This is a genomic window from Sphingopyxis sp. NJF-3, assembly GCF_053514865.1.
This window is the reverse complement of the sequence record NZ_CM130726.1, coordinates 3,622,233-3,641,616: the sequence shown is the minus strand read 5'-3', so window position 1 is coordinate 3,641,616 and position 19,384 is coordinate 3,622,233. Positions and strand designations below refer to the sequence as shown.

Genomic DNA, 19,384 nt, shown 5'->3' with positions numbered 1-19,384 from the left:
CATAGCTTGCGCGAAATGATCGGGGACCGGCTTTTGAGCGATTTCAGCGTCGAGGCGAAGGACCTCACCAAATATTTCGGCGCCTTCAAGGCGGTCGATCATGTCAGCCTCGAAGTGCCGACGGGCAGCATCTACGGGGTGCTCGGCCCCAATGGCGCGGGCAAGACCACCAGCCTGCGCATGATGCTGGGGATCGTCGATCCCGATTCGGGCGAGAGCCGGCTGCTCGGCGGCCACACTCCGCAATCGGTGCGCCACCGCGTCGGCTATCTGCCCGAGGAGCGCGGCCTCTACCCCGGCATGAAGGCGCGCGAGGCGATCGCCTTCATGGGCGCGCTGCGCGGGCTCGACTGGGCCGAGGGGCGCCGCCGCGCCGCGACCTTCATGACCGAACTCGGGCTCGAGCGCGTGGTCGACGAGAAGATCCGCAAGATGTCGAAGGGCATGGCGCAGATGGTCCAGCTGATCGGATCGATCGTCCATGCCCCCGACCTGATCGTCCTCGACGAGCCCTTCTCGGGGCTCGACCCGGTCAATCAGGAGCGGCTCGAAACGCTGGTGCGGCGCGAGCGCGAGCGCGGCGCGACGATCCTCTTTTCGACCCATGTGATGGCGCATGCCGAGCGCCTTTGCGACCGCATCGCGATCATCGCGCGATCGGCGCGCCGTTTCGAGGGGACGGTCGACGCGGCGCGCGCGCTGCTGCCGATGCAGGTGCGCTACACGCCGCGCACCGACGATCCCGCGCTCGCCGCGCTCCTGCCGGCTGGGGCGGAACGGCGCGGCGACGCGTGGCAATTCCCGATTCAGGACGACGCGGTCGAACCGCTGCTCGCGCGCATCACCGCCAGCGGCCACGGTGTCGCCGGCCTGTCGATCGTCCGCCCGGCGCTCCACGACGCCTTCGTCCATATCGTCCGCCAGGTCGACGCGGGGTTCGACGCCGACGCGCACGCCGACGCGATCGAGGAGTCCGCAGCATGAGCCCCTTTCTGCGCACGCTGTTCGTGATCGCGCGACGCGACTTCCTGTCGATCGTCGCAACCCCGACCTTCCTTCTCTTCCTGCTCGCGCCGCTGTTCATGATCGGCATGGGCGCCTTGGGCGGCGTCGGCGCCTCGCAGCTCGCCGACAGCGCGCGCGGCGCCGGGCGTCTCGTCGTGATCGCCGATCGGGGTGATATGGAGGACCTGCGCGACGCCGACGCCCGGCTGCGCGAGGCGCTGCCCGGCGACCGGCCCGCAACGCTCGAGCTGCGCATCGCCGCGGCGAACGTCGACCCGGTCGCGATCGCGCAGGAAAAGGGCCGCGACACCTATGCGGTGATGAGCGGGCCGCTCGCGGCCCCGCGCATCGTCGAGCGCGAGGCGGACAGCCGCTCGGGCCGCTATCTCGCGCTGCTTGCGACCGAGGTGCTGCGGAGCCGCGCGGCGGGCGCCATCGCCCCCGCCGCGCCGCGCTTCGAAAGCCTGACGCGCGGCGGCACGAGCATCGCGGCGCAGCAGTCGATCGGCTTCGGCGCGGTCTTCGTCATCTTCCTTCTGACCCTGCTCCTCGCGGGCCAGTCGGTCGGCATGCTCGCCGAGGAAAAGGGCAACAAGGTGATCGAGATCCTCGCCGCCGCGGTGCCGCTCGAAAGCGTCTTTCTCGGCAAGCTCGTCGGGCTGCTCGGCGTCGCGATCCTGTTCATCGCCTTCTGGATGGCGATGGCGGTCGGCGGCGGACTGATCGCGATGACCCAGATCGACCCCGCCGCGATGGCGCAGGCGGGCGCGGCGGCGGGAGCTTCGCCGCCGTCGCCGGCAGTGCTGGCGGTGGCGCCGGCGACCGGCTGGCCCTTCTTCATCGGCATGTCGTTCCTCTATTTCGTGATGGCCTTCCTGCTCCTCGGCGCAGTCTTCCTCGGCGTCGGCGCGCAGGCTTCGACGGTGCGCGAGATCCAGATGCTCAGCCTGCCGATCACCATCTTTCAGGTCGCGATGTTCAGCCTGTCGACCGCTGCCGCCAACGCGCCCGGAAGCGGTCTCGCGACGATCGCGCAGATCATCCCCTTCTCGTCGCCGCTCGCGATGGCGGCGCGCGCCGCAACCGACGATGCGAAGGCCGTGCACCTGCTCGCACTCGGCTGGCAGGCGATCTGGGTCGCGCTCGTCATCTTCCTCTCGGTCCGCCTCTTCCGCTCGGGCGTACTCAGCGGACGCAGCGACTGGCGATTCTGGAAACGCAGCGCGGGGGTGGCGACCGCAGCAGCAGCAGCCGACGCAGCAGCGCGGCGGTGATCCGCTAAGGGGGGCTATCTGCTACCGACCGGAAGGCGATGCTCTCCGCCTCATAGCTTTGTCATTCCCGCTTTCGCGGGAATGACAAAGGTTGGAAGATGTCCGCTCCCCACCCCAAAGTGGCCCTCATCCCGCCGTTGACAAAGCTGTAAATAGTGGCATTCTGCAACTCATCTAGGCCGCACCAGACGGCCCCCAAGAGGAGCTGCCCCGATGGCCACCCAGTTTCGCACTGCCCCTGAAACCGCCGATCCGCTCGACGTTTCGCGCGCCGAATTGTGGAGCGAGGACCGCTGGCAGGAGCCGATGGCCCGCCTGCGCGCCGAATCGCCGATCCATTATTGCGAGGATTCGAAGTTCGGACCCTATTGGTCGGTGACGACCTATAAGCCGATCCAGCATATCGAGGCGTTGCCCAAGATCTTCTCCTCCTCGTGGGAATATGGCGGCATCACCGTCGCCGGCGACGGGATCGAGCATCTGCAGGAAGGCGAGGTCCCGATGCCGATGTTCATCGCGATGGACCCGCCGCAGCACACCGCGCAGCGCCGCACCGTCGCCCCCGCCTTCGGCCCGTCGGAGATCGAGCGGATGCGCGCCGACACGCTTGCGCGCACCGCCGCGGTGCTCGACACGCTCCCTATCGGCGAGACGTTCGACTGGGTCGAGAAGCTGTCGATCGAGCTGACGACGCAGATGCTCGCGATCCTCTTCGATTTCCCGTGGGAGGAGCGGCACAAGCTCACCGCCTGGTCCGACGCGCTCGGCGACATCGAGAGCTTCAACACCGTCGAACTCAGGCAAAAGCGGCTCGCGATCGCCTATGAGATGGGCGCGGCGTTCAAGGAGCTGTGGGACCGCAAGGCGCAGGCGCCGGGGCCGCACGACCTGATCTCGATCATGCTCCAGTCCGACGCGATGAGCCATATGAGCCACGAGGAATTCATGGGGAACCTCATCCTCCTCATCGTGGGCGGCAACGACACGACGCGCAATTCGATGTCGTCCTATGCCTATGGCCTCCACTGCTTCCCCGAGGAGCGCGCGAAGCTCGAGGCGAACCACGATCCCGAACTCGCGGTCAACGCGATGCACGAGATCATCCGCTGGCAGACCCCGCTCGCGCATATGCGCCGCACCGCGACCGAGGATACCGAACTGTTCGGCCACCAGATCAGGAAGCGCGACAAGATCGCGCTGTGGTACGCCTCGGCGAACCGCGACGAGAGCATTTTTCCCGACGGCGACCGGATCATCGTCGACCGCGAAAATGCGCGCCGTCACCTCGCCTTCGGCTACGGCATCCATCGCTGCGTCGGCGCGCGCGTCGCCGAGCTGCAGCTCACGGCGCTGATTTCCGAGATGCAGCGGCGCCGGCTGCGCGTGAACGTCGTCGGCGAGCCCGAGCGCGTCCACGCGAGCTTCGTCCACGGCTATCGCCATCTGCCGGTGGTGCTCGAAAAATATTGATGCGCGGCTGAAACCTCACGCGGGCCGGCTCCGTATCAACGGATATGATCGAACGGCGACATCTTCTCGGCGGCCTCGCGCTTGGCGGCGCGCTCATCGGCGCGCCGATGCTCTTCGCGAAATCGAAGCGGCCGCTGGCCGAGCCCGGCTGGCGTCTGTCCGACGCGCAGTGGAAGGCGCGGCTCACGCCCTTCCAGTACAAGGTGCTGCGCGAGGCGGTGACCGAGCGCCCCTTCACCAACCCGCTCAACGACGAGCATCGCGCGGGCATCTTTTCCTGCGCCGGTTGCGCGCTGCCGCTCTATTCGAGCAAGACCAAGTTCGAGAGCGGCACCGGCTGGCCGAGCTTCTGGGCGCCGCTGAAGGGTGCGGTGCGCACCGCGACCGACCATGAGCTCGGCTATGCGCGCACCGAGGTCCATTGTCGCCGCTGCGGCGGGCACCTCGGCCATGTCTTCGACGACGGGCCGAAGCCCACCGGCAAGCGTTATTGCATGAACGGCGCGGCGCTTTCCTTCCGCCCGGTCTGAGCGGCGATCCGTACCCGGTAGAGGCGCGCGTTCGATCCTGCGGGCAGCGCAATCGGCTCGAGCCAGGGCGGCGGGTCGTCCGCCGCGATCCGTGCCGCGAGCCCGCCCGGAAAATCCCTGGCGATATTGCGCATTTCGGGCTGCGACGGGCAGACGAAGACATAGCCGGCGCGCGTCGCCGCGACCCGCACTGCCGCATCGCCCCCCGCCGCGAAGGCGAGGATTACGCGGTTCATCGCGGCATGGTTGCGGTGATGCCCCGTCGCGACGACGCGGTGCGGGGTGTGGACGAGCAGCGCGGGCCCGATATCGATTCCCGACAGCACGAGCCCCGGCATCTGCCGCGCAACCTGCGTCAGATCGGCCGCCGCCGGGCAGGCTCCGCCGCTCGGCCGCTCATGCGGGACCGGCGCGAGCGTCGCCACCGCGGCGGCCGCGATCGTGCCGATCACCGCGGGCAGCGCCAGCAGCAGCGTTGACGATCCCACGACCCGCGCCAGCGCACCGCGCCGCGACTGGCCGTGACGCCAGAGCGTCACCCCGGCCACCGCGAGCGCCGGAAGCGCATAGATATGTGTGACCGCCGTCGTCCGCGTGACGAGCAGCGACAGCAGCACGCTCGCGCCGAGCACGAGCAGCATGATCTCCCAGCGCGCCTTCGCCGGTCCCGGCGCGGCGCGGCGCCAGATCGCGGCGGCCAGCGCCAACCCCGCCAGCGAGGGCGCAAGCAGCAACGCCGCTTGCGCTGCGTCCTGCCGCCACAGCGGCCGCCCTTCGAGGACGTTGACATACCAATAGTCACGCACCATCGGCTCGAGCGCGCCGAACGGCCCCGCGAGGCAGGCGGGTACCGCGAGCGCGAACACTGCGGCTCCGGCTGCTGCAGAAAGCGCGAGCAGCACCAGTCGCGCGCGCCAGTCGCGCCGCACCCGCGGCGATGCCGCGCCCGCAAGCAGCAGCGCGCCCGCCGCCGCAGTGCCGAGCAGATAGGGCCGCGACCAGGCGTCGCACCAGTCGGTCGACACCCCGCTCCAGCCGCGCGTCGCGAGCAGCAGCAGCGGCGCGCCCGCCGCGAGTACCGCGGTGAAGGCGAAGAGCCGCGCACCCGCCGCGCCGTCGCGCAGCCAGGCGAGCGCGAACACCGCGCCGAAGATCAGCAGATAGGGCAGCGCCTCGAGCGAGACCGAAAGATGCGCCGCCATCACCGCGCCCGCGAGCAGCCCGTGGCGCCGGTCCGCAGGGCCCAGCGCGAGTGCGAGCATCGCGATCGACAGGATCGTCTGCCAATTATGATGGTCGATACGCAGCGGCACGAAATAATGGAGGAAGGTCACCGTCGTCGCGGCGATCAGGAGCCCCGCGGCCACCACCGCGCGATCGTCCGACAACCGCCGCAGCACGAGCGCGATCAGCAGGAAAAGCGGCAACAGCAGCAGCGGCGGATAGAGCGCGACCGCCCATTGCTCGGCGAGCGCCGGGCCGAGCAGCGGGCGCAATAGCAGGATCAGCGCCGCGATCTGCGCGTCGATCAGCCGCGACCAGTGCATCAGCCCCCCCGCCGGCGGATTGATCCGATATTGCGTCGTGTCGAACCATCCCTGCCCCGCGATCAGGTCGCGTACCTGGACGAGCCGCAGCGCGTCGTCGCCGTCGCGAAAGCCGAGCAGCGGGATCGCCGGGGCATAGAGCCACAGCATCGCCGCCATCACGCCGAGCGCAAGCATGACGGCGAGGCCGAGGTCGCGGCGCAGCGGCGCGGGCGAGATGGCGGCGCTCATCGCGGTTCAGCCGGCGGCGAAGACGATCGACTTGCGCAGCACATAGGTGGTCTGGAAACTGATCGCGATCGCCGCGAGCTTGGCGAAGCGCGGGTCGAGCCCCAGGGCGTCGCCCGCCCAGACGATGCCGACGGTGATGCCGAGCCCGGCGAGCGCCGAGCCGAGAAATAGCGCCTTCTGCCGCGCCCGATCGAGCCCCCGCGTCTGCGCGCCCGCGGCAAAGACGAGCCGCGTCGAGATGAGCCAGTGCACCGCGATCCCGGCGCTATAACTGATCGCCGAAACCGCCGCGGCGTGCCATCCGCCCGCGAGCAGCAGCAGGAACAGCCCCATGTCGGCGGCGAGCGCCACCGCGCTGGCGCCGATATAGCGCAGATAGGTGACCCGGTGCAGCCGTGCGAGCAGTCGCTGCGAGACGCCGGCGCCGATCATCTCACGCCGCCTTGCCGACGCGCGCCGGAACCTCGCGCACCGACGCCAGCGCGGCGCGTTCGCCCTCGCTGCCGCTCTCGTGATATTCGGCGTCCTCGTTGACACCCCAGATGTCGTAGACGCGCGCGCCGGCCACGATGTTGCGCACCGTCAGCATCGCGGTCATCATCGCATGGTCCTGGTTGTTGTAACGATGCATGCCGTTGCGCCCGACCATGTGCAGCGTCGGATAGCGCGCCTCGAGCTCCTCGCGCATCGCCGCGACATGCGCGGCATAATCGTCGTCATAGACCGGATAGGCCTTTTCCTGCCGCACCACCGCGCCGCCGACAACATCGGCGGGGTCGCAGAGGCCGAGGATCGCCATTTCCTTCGTCGCCAGCGCGATCAGATCCTCATCGCTTGACGACCAGAGCCCATCGCCCTCGAAGCAGAAATATTCGAGCCCGACGCAGGCGATCGCGGGGTCGGGCACCATTTCGGGCGACCAGCTGCGGAAATTCTGCACCCGGCCGACCTTCACCTTGCTGTCGTGGATATAGATCCAGTTGTCGGGAAACAGGTCCTCCGAGCGGATCTTGAGCGCAACGGTCAGGAAGTCGCGATATTTGAGCGCCGGCGCATCGGTCAGCGCGCAGGCCGGCAGTGGGTGGATGCGCGCCGCAAGCTCGCGCATCGGCGCCGAGCTGATCACATGCTCCGCGTCGATCACGACGTCGCCGTCGGGTCCGCTCGCGGTCAGCCGCCAGCGCCCGCTCTTCTGGTCCTGCGTCAATTGCTTGAAGCCATGCGCCATCAGCACATGGTTGCCGCCCGCGCGTACCTTGCCCGCCGCCGCGTCCCACATCATGCCGGGGCCGAGCCGCGGATAGCGGAAGGTCTCGAGCAGGGTCTTGGTCGCCATGCCGTCGTTCGGCGCCCTGTTGAGGCCCAGGCTGCGTTTCAGCCCGTCGAGCACCGCAGCGCCGAGGCTGAGTCCCTTGATGCGCTGCGCCGCCCAGTCGGCCGACATCTCGTCGCACGGCATCCCCCACACCTTCTCGGTATAGGTCTTGAAGAAGATCGAATAGAGCTTGTGCCCGAACTGGTTGATCGTCCAATCCTCGAAACTGCGGACCTTCCTGTTCGGCAGCAGCTTGGCTTTGGCATAGCTCGCCATGCACAGGGCAGAGCGAAGGATACCGAGGTTCCACAGCGCCTCGAACGCACGCAGCGGATAGGAGTAGAATTTGCCCTCATAATAGATGCGGCTCATCCGCGGGCGCTGAATGAAGTCGTCGGGCAGTATCTCGTTCCACAGGTCGACGACCTCCTGGCTTTTCGAGAAGAAGCGGTGGCCGCCGATGTCGAAGCGGAAGCCCTCATGCTCGACCGTGCGGCTGATTCCGCCGACATAGGCCGGATCCTTCTCGATCACCGTCACCTTATATCCCTGTTGCGTCAGCAGATAGGCGGCGGTCAGCCCCGCCGGCCCGGCGCCGATGATCGCGACGTCGGCGCTCGTCGGCCGGTTCTGGGTGTCTGGCATCGATATTTTCCCCACGCAGCAAGAAGCTTGCCTACCGCTGTGGCGCAGCGGCCCTAAAAACTGGTTAATGCTGCGGTAGGAAATCGCCCACGTCGCCGCGCCTTGATCCGGAGAGGAAGGGGGGGGCAGCCTATGCGAACAGCGCCGCAATCTTCGGCATCGCCTCCTGCGCGGTCATCTCGATCTGGAGAGGGGTCACCGATACCTGGTTGGCGAGCACCGCATGAAGGTCGTTGCCGTCGAGGTCGCCGCCATCGGGAAAGCCGATCCTGATCCAGTAATAGGGGACGTGGCGCTCGTCGATGCGGCGCACGGGGCGAAAGCAACCCGAGGGGCGCTGGCCCTGCGTCGTCGCGCGAATGCCGGTGACCTGGTCGACGGGGCAGTTGGGGAAATTGACGTTGACGAACAGTCCGGGCGTCCAGTCGAGTTCGAGCAGCTGCCGGATGACGATCGGTGCATATTTGCGCGCGGTGTCCCAGTGTATCTCGCTCTGGTAGCGGATGATCTGGCTGAGCGCGATCGCCGGGATGCCGAGCACAGCCCCCTCCATCGCCGCCGACGCGGTGCCCGAATAGGTGATGTCCTCGGCCAGATTCGGCCCGCGGTTGATGCCCGACAAGATCAGGTCGGGCTTCTTGTCGGTCATGAACTCATAAATGCCGAGCAGCGCGCAGTCCGTTGGCGTGCCGCGCACCGCGAAATGGCGGGCGTCGCGCTGGATGACACGGACGGGATGGCTGATCGACATCGAATGGCCCGCGCCCGACCGTTCCTCGTCGGGAGCGATCACCCAGATATCGTCGCTGAACTGGCGCGCGATCTCTTCGAGGAGAATGATTCCCGGCGCGTCGATTCCGTCGTCGTTGACGATCAGGATTCGCGGCTGCGTCGTGTCGCTCATGGATCGATCCTCCCTCGGCAATCTGTCGCATCCCTCTTAGGTGTAGAAGGGTATGTCAGTCAATATCGTCGAACGATTTTGACCAAAGATAGTTGACATCGACCTGCGCTTCGGTCACCAAGAGCGCACGAGCAGGATCGCGATGGGCAAGGGGAAGAGGTTTGGCAAAGCTGCCGATCGACAATGCGCTTTATGGGCAGCCACCCGCTTCGCCGCTAGTCGAGGCGACGATCGGCTGGGTGCAGGATCTGGTCCGCACCCGGCTGCGCGAATCGGGGCTCGACTGGGAAGATTTTGCGCTTTCCGCCGCCGACACTCTGCTCACCGCCGAGGATTTCGCCGCGATCGAGGCGCGCATCCTCGCGAGCGGCCATCGCTTCGACTGGTCGGCGAGCATCTCGGTCGCCGAGCGGCCCGAAGCCTATAAGGGCGTAGAGGGGGTGGCCGGTGGCGATGGCTTCGCGCATCCCGACGCGCCTTCGGGCGAAGCGGACGGCGACGGGCGCGCGCTGCGCGGCGTCGGCGACAACGTCGTCCAATACCCTGCCAATGTGTCGGGCATCGCGCGTTATATCCGCTCGAACGACCGGGTGCTCGCCTATCTGACCGAGGGCGTGCCGCCGGGCACCATCGCGATCATCGACGACAGCGGCGGGACCCTCACCGCGCCGATCATCGAGCAGTTCGCGGGTGTGATATGCGCGGGCGGCACGGTGCGCTCGCACCTCGGCATCCTGACCCGCGAATATAATATTCCGTGCCTGATGAACGCGAAGATCGCGGGTGTGCGCGAAGGCGACCAGGTGATGATCGAGGCGAGCGCCGCCGCGAAGACGGCGGAGGATTATCAGCAGGGGGTCGAGCGCGTCGGCCGCGTCTGGCTTCTCGAAGGAGCGGCGGCATGAATGAGCGCGACCTTGCCCTGCACGCGACCGCGATCAAGCGTCACGCGCCGGCCGCCGCGATCGGCGCGCTCGTCGGCCTCGCCGAAGAAGAGATCACGCCCATCCTGCGCACGGCGGTCGCGGCGGGCCGCGCGATCGAGGCGAAGGGCGCCTATGCGCTGACCCCGCTCGGCGGCGTTGCGCTCGCATCGCGCTATGGCCTTCACTTTCAGCCCTTGCGCGACGATCCGGCATTCAAGGCGGCCTATGAGGGTTTCGAGCGGATCAACCGGACGCTGAAGCAGATCATCACCGACTGGCAGACGCTCGACGTTGGCGGGCAGAAGGTCGCGAACGACCACAGCGACGAAGCCTATGATGCGCGCATCATCGATCGGCTCGGCGGCCTGCACGAGCAAGCGGAGCCAATCCTCGCCGCGCTCGCCCGCGGCCTGCCGCGCCTCGCCATCTACGGCACGAAGCTGCTCGCCGCGCTCGAAGCCGCCGAGGATGGCGACATCGAATGGGTCAGCGACATCCGCCGCGACAGTTACCACACGCTCTGGTTCGAACTGCACGAGGATCTGCTGCGGATCATGGGCACCGAACGCGAGGAATGACCGTGACCGACTGGACGATCAGGCTCGACGGATCGGCGCGTCCGTCGAAGGAAGAGGCGGGCGGCAAGGCCTGGTCGATCGCGCAGATGCGCGCGCTGGGCCTGCCGGTGCCGCCGGCTTTCGTGATCACGACCAGGGCCTGCCTGGCCTTTCTGGAAAGCGGCGCTTTTCCTGCTGGCCTCGATGCGGAGATCGACGCGTCGCTCGCCTGGCTCGAGGCCGAGACCGGCCGCGGCTTTGGGTCGGGCGACAAGCGACTGCTTCTCTCGGTCCGTTCGGGCGCCGCAATCTCGATGCCGGGGATGATGGACACGGTGCTGAACCTCGGCATCGACGACGAGGCCGAGGCGGCGCTGGGCGCCGAGACGGACCTCGCCGACTTCGCGCGCGACACGCATCGCCGCTTTCTCGAACTCTATGCCTCGATCGTCCTCAAGGCGCCGGTGGAGCTCGATCCCGGCGCCGCGCCCGCCGTCTGGCGCGACGCCGTGGCCGCGGCGGGCGGCCCGGTTCCGGCGAACGTCCGCGACCAGCTCGCGGCGACGGTCCGCGCGGTGTTCGAAAGCTGGAATACGCGCCGCGCGCGGCGCTACCGCGAGCATAACAATATCCCGCACGACCTCGGCACCGCGGTCACCGTGCAGGCGATGGTGTTCGGCAACCTTGATGAACGCAGCGGCACCGGCGTGCTGTTCAGCCGCAACCCGCTGACCGGCGAAGCCGTGCCCTATGGCGAATATCTGCCGCGCGCGCAGGGTGAGGACGTGGTGTCGGGCAAGTTCACGCCGCTGGGCCTCGACGCGATGCAGGCTGCCGAGCCCGAGGCTCACGCTGCACTGCTCGACGCGAGCGCGCGTCTTGAGCGCGAGCATGGCGATGTCCAGGACATCGAATTCACCGTCCAGTCGGGCCAGCTCTATCTCCTCCAATCACGCGCCGCGAAGCGCGCGCCGGCGGCGGCGGTTCGCTTCGCGGTCGATATGGTCGCCGAAGGGCGCATCGATATCGCGACCGCGCTGTCGAGGGTCAGCGCCGAGCAGGTGCGCGCCTTGTTGCTTCCCCGTCTCGCTGACGGCGCCGTTTCGGGCGCCATCGTGCTGGCGAGCGGCGAGGGGGCCTGCCCGGGGGCGGCCGCAGGCGTGCTCGTTGCCGATGCCGATGAGGCCGAGCGCCGCGCCGCCGCGGGCGAGGCCGTCATTCTCGTGCGCAAGACGACCAGCCCCGACGATGTCCACGGCATGATCGCCGCGCGCGCCGTGGTGACCGAGCAGGGCGGCGCGACCTCGCACGCCGCGGTGGTCAGCCGCGCGCTCGGGCGCCCCTGCGTCGTCGGCGTCGGCGAGGGCGCCGTCGCGCGCGCAGGGGCGATGGTCACCGTCGATGGCGATGCGGGGCTCGTCTATGAAGGCAGCCTGCCGACTGCGTCGCCCAGCGAGCGCGACGACCCCAATCTGCGCCGGCTCATCGAATGGGCGCAGGCGGCGAGCCCGGTCGCGGTGCTCGATTTCGAACAGGGCAGGGATGTGGCGGCGGTCGATGTCGATGCCGCGCTGGGCGGCGGCGATCTCGCCGAGCTGTCGCGCGTGGCGGCGGGCGCCGGCGCCGTGCGCGGCTTCGCCCTTGCGGGGGAGGGAGCCGCGATCGCAGCGCGCGAACAGGGGGCGAAGACGATCGTCACCGAACCCGTCCTCCCCGTCCTTCTCTCGCTGATCGGGGCGGCTGCATGAACCTGCCCGTCGACGATGTCCGTTTTCTGCTTGGACAATTTGCGAAGTCGCCCTGGCGCGACCTTCACTGCCGTACCGGGGCCTGGACCGTCTTCATGGCGAAGCCCGGCGGCGCGGCGAACCCGCTTCGCGCGGCGGTGTCCGCTCCCGCGGCTCCGCCGCGGCACGATGTGACCGCGCCCCACCTTGGCCTCTTCGCGAGGCTGGTGACGGTCGGCGATCGGGTGGCCAGCGGCACGCCGCTGTGCCGGCTCGAAAAGCTCGACGAGCATACGGATGTCGTCAGCGACCGCGACGGGCGTGTCGTAGCGATCCATCGGCGCGACGGCGATCTCGTCGAATATGGCGAGCCGCTGGTCGAGATCGAGGCGGTCTGAAGGCCGCCGGCGTCAGCCGGCGGCCATCGCGCGCCGATCGAGCAGCGCGACATAGGCGGGAAGGACGGCGCCGAACGCCTCGAAGCGCGGATCGTTGATCCGGCCGCTGCGGAAGAGATGGGCGCCGACCGAGATGATGGCGGCGACCTTCGCCTGGCCGAGCACGGCATAGCGCCGGGTATCGACCGCGGTGCGGCCGGTGCCCTTTTCCCATTCGGCGACCATCCGCTCCGGCGACCACCAGCCGGGCAGATCGAAACCCGCATTGGCGAGCGAGGCTTCGCCCTGGTCGTGGAACATCAATATATAGCCAAGGTCGAGCAGCGGCTCCGACACCTGCGCCATCTCCCAGTCGAGAAGGCCGGTCAGCCTGCCGCCGTCGAACAGGCAATTGCCGTGCTTGGGGTCGCCATGCACCGGCGTCGGCGCGCCCGACGTCGCGGGCGGGCGGCGCGCCAGATCCTCCAGAATCGCGACGAGCGCCGGCATCGCTTCGGAATCGCGCGACACGTCGAGCCAGTGCTGCGCTTCCTCCTGCGGCGTGCGCCCGCCCGGAGGCATGGCGTCGGCCGGCATGGTGTGGAGCGCGATGATGGCGTCGAACCATTGCCGGCACACGCGTTCGGCGCCATCGACCGGATCGGCGGCGAGCCAGTCGGGCACGGCATATTCGAACGCCTCGCCCGAAATGCAGCCCATCAGGAAGAAGGGGTCGCCGATCACTTCGGGATCGGTGCAGAGCTCGAGTACCGGCGGCAGCGGCACGCCCGGCGCGTTCTTCGACACCGCGGAGAGGATCTGGTGCTGCCGCTCCATGTCATAGGGCGGCAGCAGCCCTTCCTCCGACGGCGGCATGCGCAGCACTTCGCCGAGCCCGTCGACCATATAGGTCTCGTTCGAATGGCCCGCCGACAGCGTCGTGATGCCGGTGATGCGGTCGCCGCGCGGCAGATAGTCGCGTAGCCCCCGTTCGATGCGTTCGATATCGCGCGCCATCGTCAGATCAGCGAGTTGGCGGCGGTCAGACCCATTTCGGGGTGTGCGCCGTGGATGATCGTTTCCATGATGCCATAGCCGACCGCGTCGCCCTCCCTGACCCGGATCGGGCAGTCGCGGAGCTGGCGGATGCGCTTCAGCGTCTCGACATCGAGCGTGTCGGGAAAATATTCGCCCTCGATCGTCAGCGGGCCGTGCCACGACCCATGCTTGCGCCCATCGAACCCGAGATAGAGGCCGGGGCCCAGGTGCACACCCGACGTGCCGACCACCTCGACCTCCACGCTGTGCGTGCCGCCCTGCAGCATGTCGAAATGAACCGTTCCGCCGAGCAGGCGGCGGGTCCTGTCGTCGAAGCGCATTTCGGGGCGTACGCGCGCGACCTTTTCCTGCGTCCCGTCGGGGAGGTTGCGGTAACCGGACGAGTAGAAGATGTGGCCTTGCTTCGACATATAGTAGAAGTGGTAGCTCGTCCGCTCGCCGCTCGGGCTTTCGAGCATGAACGGGCTCCAGATCAGCACGAACTCGCCCTCGCCGAACTTCACGTCGCCGAAATCGGACGACGGGCGGACGTCGGCATTATGCGCGCCGACGTCGAGCCGGGTGCCCCAGCTATGGTCGCGATACTCGGTCCACTCCCCGGGCTTGATCTCGATACGCTCGCCCTCGATCTCGACCCATCCCGACGGCACGCCGATCTGGTGATAGCGAACGACGTCCGAACCGACGCGGAAACCGTCGCGCTCGCGCTGCTTGTGGCGGTCCTCGAAGAAGGGCGGCATTTCCGCGGTGAAGACGATGTCGTAGGAGATCGGCTGCGCATCGTTCTTCGCCAGCGCATAGCGCACCTTCCTGAGCGGCTCGATGATCTCGTAGGTCAGCGGGCCGACGCTGGTGATCGACGGGTCGTCGCGCAGCTCGCGATTGGCGCGCACCGTCCATTGCTCGCTGCCGCGCGACACCGCGGCCCAGCCGTCGAGGACGCCGCGGTTGTGATAGCGGCCGAGCCCGAAATCGATCCCCATCGCGCCGTCCTTGCGGACGATCGCGGTCCATATCTTCTCGGTCCAGCTCTGTTCGGAGGTCGAGACGGTCGAAAAGGTGTCGACGATCTGGTGGTTGAGCACCTCGTCGAGCGCGGTGATCATCCCGATGTCGCTCATCGCGTTGCGGACATAGGGGGTGTTGGGATTGAAACCGGACATCGTCGTCTCTCCTGGATGGTTTAGGCTGCGGCCAGTTCGCTGACCTGCAGGATGGGGGTGGCGTCGGTGTAGTTGGGAATGTCGGCGAACAGCGCGTCGCCGGCGGCGGCGATCGCGGCGTCGAAGGCGGCGCGCGAGGCGAAGTGCATTTCGCTGACCGCCCAGAAGGGCGGGGGCGATCCGTCGAGGCTCGCGACCCCGATCGCCGTGCGGAGCGCCTGCAATCCGTGCGGCGTGAGCAGCGCCCGGGCGCGGCCGCTGTGCGACGTCAGATAATAGTCCGCGTCGAAACGGCTGCCCGGATCATTGGGATAAATCGCCGTGACGCATAGCATGATGAACCTCTCCCGCGGCTGCCGATTCGTCGGAGCTCGTTGGGGAAGGGTCTAAATGTGTAGGACGATTTCGTCCAGTGATTTTCGCGGACGCAATGCGCCTGCGAATGTGAAGAGGGGATAAAAAGCCTAGATTTCCAAGGAAGGGAAGGCGCTCGCGGGCAATTCGTGGATCGTCTGGCGCGTCCCCGCGAAGTGTTTTTTTACCGCGCGATCGGCCGCCGCCGGATCGTTTTCGATCACCGCCTTGGTGATCTTGGCATAGCCCGAGGCGTGGCGCATCCGCTGGCGCTCGGACTGGATCGTCTCCACCTGCGCGCGGAACAGGTCGGTGCGGCTGAGCGGCATCGCGCGTGCCAGTTCCATATTGCCGCCGATGTCGATCAGCGCATCGTAGAACTGGCGCCGGCGATCGAGATAGAGGCCGCGATTGCGCTCCCTGGTCGCCGTGTCGATGTTGGCCGCGGCGACCAGCATCCGCTTGCGCTGCGCGTCGCGGTCGCAATGTTCCGCCGCGAGTCGCGCGGCGAGCCGGGCGAGCGGTTCGAGCGTGTCGAGCAGGTCGAGCACCGATTTGCGGTCGAGCGTACTGATATAGGCGCCGCGAAAGCGGTTGAGCGTGACGATTCCCGCTGCCGAGAGATGCTTCAATGCTTCGCGCAGCGATCCGCGACTGATGCCGAGGCGCCGGGTCAGATCGGGCTCGAGCAGATGCTGGCCGGGCACGAAGGTCCCCGATCGAATTCCCTGGAGGATCGATTCGGACACCCGGTCCGCAGCGCTGGCCATTGATCCGTCCGAGCCCGCGGCCGTTTCGGGCTCCGCGTCGGGATTGGTATCTTTCTGCGCCTTTTGTGCTTTTGTGGCCATCGTCTTTCTGTCCTCAGTTGCCGGACGTTTAGCCGATCGATTGCGCGCCGTCCATCATATGTAACGAAAGCGTCTTACACTGTCATCGCACGAAATCGTCAAACGATATTGACGGATGTCCGTCAATGTGGAATGAAATCGCGTGATGCCGGTACGCATGCCGGAGCTGGACCCGCGACAACGCGAGCCGGATTGGGAGGAGAGAGGCGATGATTTCGAGGCATATTGCGATTGGGCTCGGCTGTTCGGCGCTCGCGATCGGAGCTTCGGCTCCTCTTCGCGCGCAGGAAGCCGCTTCCCCGGATCCTGAGGCGAGCGGTTACGGCGCGACGGAGATCATCGTCACCGCGAACAAGCGCGAGGAATCGATCAACCGCGTCGGCCTGACCATCAAGGCGGTGGGCGAGAGCGATCTGCGCGAACGCCAGATCACCTCCGCCGCTGACATTGCGCAGGCCATACCGGGTCTCAGCTACACCAACAGCGCCAACAACACCCCCGTCTTCACGCTGCGCGGCGTCGGTTTTTATGACACTTCGCTCGGCTCCTATCCGACGGCGAGCGTGTATCTCGATCAGGTGCCGCTTCCCTTTCCGGTGCTAACGACGCTGACGGCCTTCGATCTTGAGCGCGTCGAGGTACTTAAGGGACCGCAGGGCACCCTGTTCGGCCAGAATTCGACCGGCGGTGCGATCAACTATATCGCGGCCAAACCGTCCGCCGATTTCGAGGCGGGGGTCGAAGCAAGCTATGGTCGCTTCGACCATTTCATCGGCAACGCCTATATCAGCGGGCCCTTGAGCGACACGTTGCGCGCTCGCGTCGCGGTGCGCGGCGCTCGCAGCGGGCCTTGGCAGAAGAGCTATTCGCGCGACGACGAAAACGGCCGGACGCGCGAACTGGCCGGGCGCTTCCTGCTCGACTGGAAACCCAGCGATGCGATGAGCTTCCAGCTCAACATCAACGGCTGGCAGGACAAGAGCGACCCTCTCGCGGTGCAATATCTTGCCTTCAACGAGCAGGCGGTGTCGAACACCCAGATTGTGCGCGACTATCCGCGGTCGCCGCTGACTCCGCGCGCGGCCGACTGGTCGACCGACAATGGCATGTTCATCAACCGCAAATTCGCGCAGGCCTCGCTGCGCGGCGATATCGAATTGGGCGGCGGGCTGACGCTGACTTCGATCTCGGCCTATAGCCGCTTCAACCAGCGCGGTGCGATGGACCAGGACGGCATGAACCTGCAGGACATCGACCTGCGCGCCTTTGCCGGGCGCATCCGCAGCCTGACGCAGGAACTGCGGATCGCCAACGATCCCGCGAACCGCGTCCGTTTCATCGTCGGCGGCAATTACAGCCGCGACAAGGTCTATTATATCGAGAACCTCGTTTACGACGATTCCTCGGCCTTCTATAATTACGGGATCACGACCAGCGAGAATTACAGCGATCAGAAGATGCGTAACCTGGCGGCCTTCGGCAATGTCGAGTTCGATCTGACCGATCAGCTGACGGTGAAGGGCGGCATTCGTTATACCGACGCGCGGCGCAGCGCGACCATCTGCAACCGCGACGGTGGGGACGGGCTGACCGCCGGCTTGTTCACCTTCTTCTCGCGGCTGCTGTCGGGCGATCCCAATCGTCCCGCCCTCGGGCCGACCGACTGTTTCGTGCTCGACGAGAATTTCTTCAACGGGCCCGAATTCGTAAGTGAGCTCAACGAGGATAATGTTTCCTGGCGCGCCGGGGTCGACTTCAAGCCGTCGAGCGATCTGCTCTTCTACGCCAACGTCTCGAAAGGTTATAAGGCGGGTACCTTCGGCAATATCAACGCCTCGTCGACCGCGCAATTCGTCCCTGCGGTACAGGAATCGATCCTCAATTATGAGGGCGGATTCAAGGCGCAGTTCGCTGACCGCCGCGCATCGCTCAACGGTGCGATCTTCTATATGGATTATCGCAACAAACAGCTGCGCTCGAAGCTGATCGACAGCACATTCGGGATTCTCGACGCGATCATCAACATCCCCAAATCGCATCTTCAGGGATTCGAGCTCGAGCTGCAGGCGCGCCCCACCGACGGGCTGAGCTTTGGCGCGGCGCTCACCTATGTCGACTCCGAGATCGATCGCTACACTGGTGTCAATGCGGGTGGCGTGCAGGCGGACTTCGCGGGCACCCGCGTGCCCTTCACGCCCAAATGGCAGGCGGCGACCAATATGCGAGCGGACATTCCGCTCAGCAGCGGCCTCAACCTGTTTGGCGGTGTGCAACTCACCTATCGTAGTGCGACCAACGCGATTGTCGGCGAAACCCCGCTCTACAGGATCGACGATTATGCATTGCTCGATCTGCAGATCGGAGTTGAAGAACCCGATGGCGGCTGGAAAGCAACGCTATGGGGCAAGAATATTACGAACACCTATTATTGGACGAACGTCGTCGCGGGCCAGGACACGGTCGTCCGCTATGCCGCGAAGCCGGCTACCTATGGCGTGACGCTTGGTTACCGATTCTGACCGGCTCATTCGAGGCGAAACCGGGAGGGGGACGGCACAAGCCTGCTCCCCTATCCAAATTCACTTCGCTGCCGTCGATGGACTCGGATAGATCCCTCATGATAGGACGAAATCGTCGAAAGATACGCTGAAGATCACGACGCGGAAGAATTCGCGCGAGGGAGAGGAGCGAGGAAACATGCTGGTTTCGCGCGATATTGCGGCCCGGGCCGACCAGATGATCGCATCCTGTGGTCTCGACAGCCTGTCGATCTTCTTTTCGGCCCAGTCCGAAGGGGCCACCAGCCTGACCTATTTGTTCCACCACGGCGTCTCCGAAGAGGCGCAGCACGCCTATAAGGACGGGCGTGTGTTCGAGGAGGATCCCTTCACGCGGGTGGTCGACCGCACCGATCGCTGCGGCCGGATGATCCGCTGGGGCGAGGACCGGCTCGATCGCGCCGCGAACCGGGCGACCGAATATCGCCAGTTCATCAATTGCCATTCGGTCGACGTCGTCGGCGCGTGGGTGCAGCAGGTGCTGCCCGAATTCTTCCTCGTGATCGGCGCGCACTGCCGGCCGGCCGGGCACCGCAAGTCGAACGTCGCGCACGGCCTGCTCGAGCATGAGACCGCGGCGATCTCGCAGATGGTGATCAGCCAGTTGTTCGAGGAAATCCTGGCCGGGGCGGGGGGGCGCGGAACGTTGCAGGCGGCGCTCGCCGGTAGCGGGTCGGGTGTCGACGCGTCCGCCGCGAAACTGTCGTCGCGCGAAATGCAGATCGCGCGGCTGATCGGCGCCGGCAAGCAGAACAAGCAGGTCGCCTATATCGCCGGCATCTCCGAATTCACCGTCGAGAACCACCTGCGACGCATCTACCGCAAGCTCAACGTCCACAACCGCGCGGCGATGACCGCGAAGATTTTCGGCGGTCATTGAGGGCAATAGCG

General features: G+C 66.7%; 18 protein-coding genes. 10 read left to right on the top strand and 8 right to left on the bottom strand.

The features are described 5' to 3' along the window. Positions 1 to 15: 15 nt before the first annotated feature. From ACOTSS_RS17525 to msrB, 4 genes are all read left to right on the top strand, one after another. Positions 16 to 984 (top strand): ABC transporter ATP-binding protein, encoded by a 969-nt coding sequence (locus ACOTSS_RS17525; protein WP_448689260.1) that lies wholly within the window; start codon positions 16 to 18, stop codon positions 982 to 984. Beyond that, entirely contained in the window at positions 981 to 2,279 is a 1,299-nt protein-coding gene (locus tag ACOTSS_RS17520; RefSeq protein ID WP_448689259.1) for an ABC transporter permease, read from the top strand. Before ACOTSS_RS17525 ends, ACOTSS_RS17520 begins: the two co-directional genes overlap by 4 nt. 213 nt (positions 2,280 to 2,492) lie before the next feature. Continuing rightward, positions 2,493 to 3,749 (top strand): cytochrome P450, encoded by a 1,257-nt coding sequence (locus ACOTSS_RS17515; protein ID WP_448689258.1) that lies wholly within the window; start codon positions 2,493 to 2,495, stop codon positions 3,747 to 3,749. Positions 3,750 to 3,793: 44 nt separating this feature from the next. Further along, on the top strand, positions 3,794 to 4,279 hold the full coding sequence (gene msrB / locus ACOTSS_RS17510) for a peptide-methionine (R)-S-oxide reductase MsrB (RefSeq protein ID WP_448689257.1): 486 nt from the start codon (positions 3,794 to 3,796) through the stop codon (positions 4,277 to 4,279). On the opposite strand, the gene ACOTSS_RS17505 is transcribed toward msrB, so the two are convergent. The 4 genes from ACOTSS_RS17505 to surE form a co-directional block, all read right to left on the bottom strand. Beyond that, positions 4,237 to 6,057 (bottom strand): hypothetical protein, encoded by a 1,821-nt coding sequence (locus tag ACOTSS_RS17505; RefSeq protein WP_448689256.1) that lies wholly within the window; start codon positions 6,055 to 6,057, stop codon positions 4,237 to 4,239. The genes msrB and ACOTSS_RS17505 overlap by 43 nt on opposite strands. Positions 6,058 to 6,063: 6 nt before the next feature. After that, the gene (locus ACOTSS_RS17500; protein WP_448689255.1) at positions 6,064 to 6,489 is read right to left on the bottom strand and encodes a GtrA family protein; all 426 of its coding nucleotides are present in this window, start codon (positions 6,487 to 6,489) and stop codon (positions 6,064 to 6,066) included. A 1-nt stretch (position 6,490) separates the two neighbouring features. After that, entirely contained in the window at positions 6,491 to 8,017 is a 1,527-nt protein-coding gene (locus ACOTSS_RS17495; protein WP_448689254.1) for an NAD(P)/FAD-dependent oxidoreductase, read from the bottom strand. Positions 8,018 to 8,147: 130 nt separating this feature from the next. Then, a complete protein-coding gene (gene surE, locus ACOTSS_RS17490; protein ID WP_448689253.1) occupies positions 8,148 to 8,921 on the bottom strand; it encodes a 5'/3'-nucleotidase SurE in 774 nt (257 codons plus the stop codon). 161 nt (positions 8,922 to 9,082) lie between these two features. Here surE and ACOTSS_RS17485 point away from each other — a divergent pair, with 161 nt between their 5' ends. From ACOTSS_RS17485 to ACOTSS_RS17470, 4 genes are read left to right on the top strand one after another with little or no spacing between them, the layout of a single operon-like run. Further along, positions 9,083 to 9,826 carry a PEP-utilizing enzyme gene (locus tag ACOTSS_RS17485; RefSeq protein ID WP_448689252.1) on the top strand — a complete coding sequence of 248 codons (744 nt, stop codon included), beginning with the start codon at positions 9,083 to 9,085 and terminating at the stop codon, positions 9,824 to 9,826. Then, positions 9,823 to 10,425: a hypothetical protein gene (locus ACOTSS_RS17480; RefSeq protein ID WP_448689251.1), complete on the top strand. Its 603-nt coding sequence runs from the start codon at positions 9,823 to 9,825 to the stop codon at positions 10,423 to 10,425. Before ACOTSS_RS17485 ends, ACOTSS_RS17480 begins: the two co-directional genes overlap by 4 nt. Further along, the gene (locus ACOTSS_RS17475; protein ID WP_448689250.1) at positions 10,422 to 12,152 is read left to right on the top strand and encodes a pyruvate, phosphate dikinase; all 1,731 of its coding nucleotides are present in this window, start codon (positions 10,422 to 10,424) and stop codon (positions 12,150 to 12,152) included. The genes ACOTSS_RS17480 and ACOTSS_RS17475 overlap by 4 nt, the downstream gene beginning before the upstream one ends. Continuing rightward, the gene (locus tag ACOTSS_RS17470; protein WP_448689249.1) at positions 12,149 to 12,529 is read left to right on the top strand and encodes an acetyl-CoA carboxylase biotin carboxyl carrier protein; all 381 of its coding nucleotides are present in this window, start codon (positions 12,149 to 12,151) and stop codon (positions 12,527 to 12,529) included. The genes ACOTSS_RS17475 and ACOTSS_RS17470 overlap by 4 nt, the downstream gene beginning before the upstream one ends. A gap of 12 nt (positions 12,530 to 12,541) precedes the next feature. Here ACOTSS_RS17470 and ACOTSS_RS17465 read toward each other — a convergent pair whose 3' ends face one another. From ACOTSS_RS17465 to ACOTSS_RS17450, 4 genes are all read right to left on the bottom strand, one after another. Beyond that, positions 12,542 to 13,525, bottom strand: coding sequence for a phosphotransferase family protein (locus tag ACOTSS_RS17465; protein WP_448689248.1), 984 nt, complete (start codon positions 13,523 to 13,525; stop codon positions 12,542 to 12,544). Between the two features lie 2 nt (positions 13,526 to 13,527). After that, positions 13,528 to 14,730 carry a hypothetical protein gene (locus ACOTSS_RS17460; RefSeq protein ID WP_448689247.1) on the bottom strand — a complete coding sequence of 401 codons (1,203 nt, stop codon included), beginning with the start codon at positions 14,728 to 14,730 and terminating at the stop codon, positions 13,528 to 13,530. A gap of 20 nt (positions 14,731 to 14,750) precedes the next feature. Beyond that, a complete protein-coding gene (locus ACOTSS_RS17455) occupies positions 14,751 to 15,065 on the bottom strand; it encodes an EthD family reductase (protein WP_448689246.1) in 315 nt (104 codons plus the stop codon). 129 nt (positions 15,066 to 15,194) lie between these two features. Further along, positions 15,195 to 15,854 (bottom strand): GntR family transcriptional regulator, encoded by a 660-nt coding sequence (locus tag ACOTSS_RS17450; RefSeq protein WP_448689245.1) that lies wholly within the window; start codon positions 15,852 to 15,854, stop codon positions 15,195 to 15,197. Positions 15,855 to 16,144: 290 nt separating this feature from the next. Between ACOTSS_RS17450 and ACOTSS_RS17445 the strand changes: the two genes are divergently transcribed. Next, positions 16,145 to 18,454, top strand: a complete 2,310-nt coding sequence (locus ACOTSS_RS17445) for a TonB-dependent receptor (protein ID WP_448689244.1) — start codon at positions 16,145 to 16,147, stop codon at positions 18,452 to 18,454. 178 nt (positions 18,455 to 18,632) lie between these two features. Next, positions 18,633 to 19,373, top strand: a complete 741-nt coding sequence (locus ACOTSS_RS17440; protein ID WP_448689243.1) for a response regulator transcription factor — start codon at positions 18,633 to 18,635, stop codon at positions 19,371 to 19,373. The last annotated feature ends 11 nt before the right edge of the window (positions 19,374 to 19,384 follow it).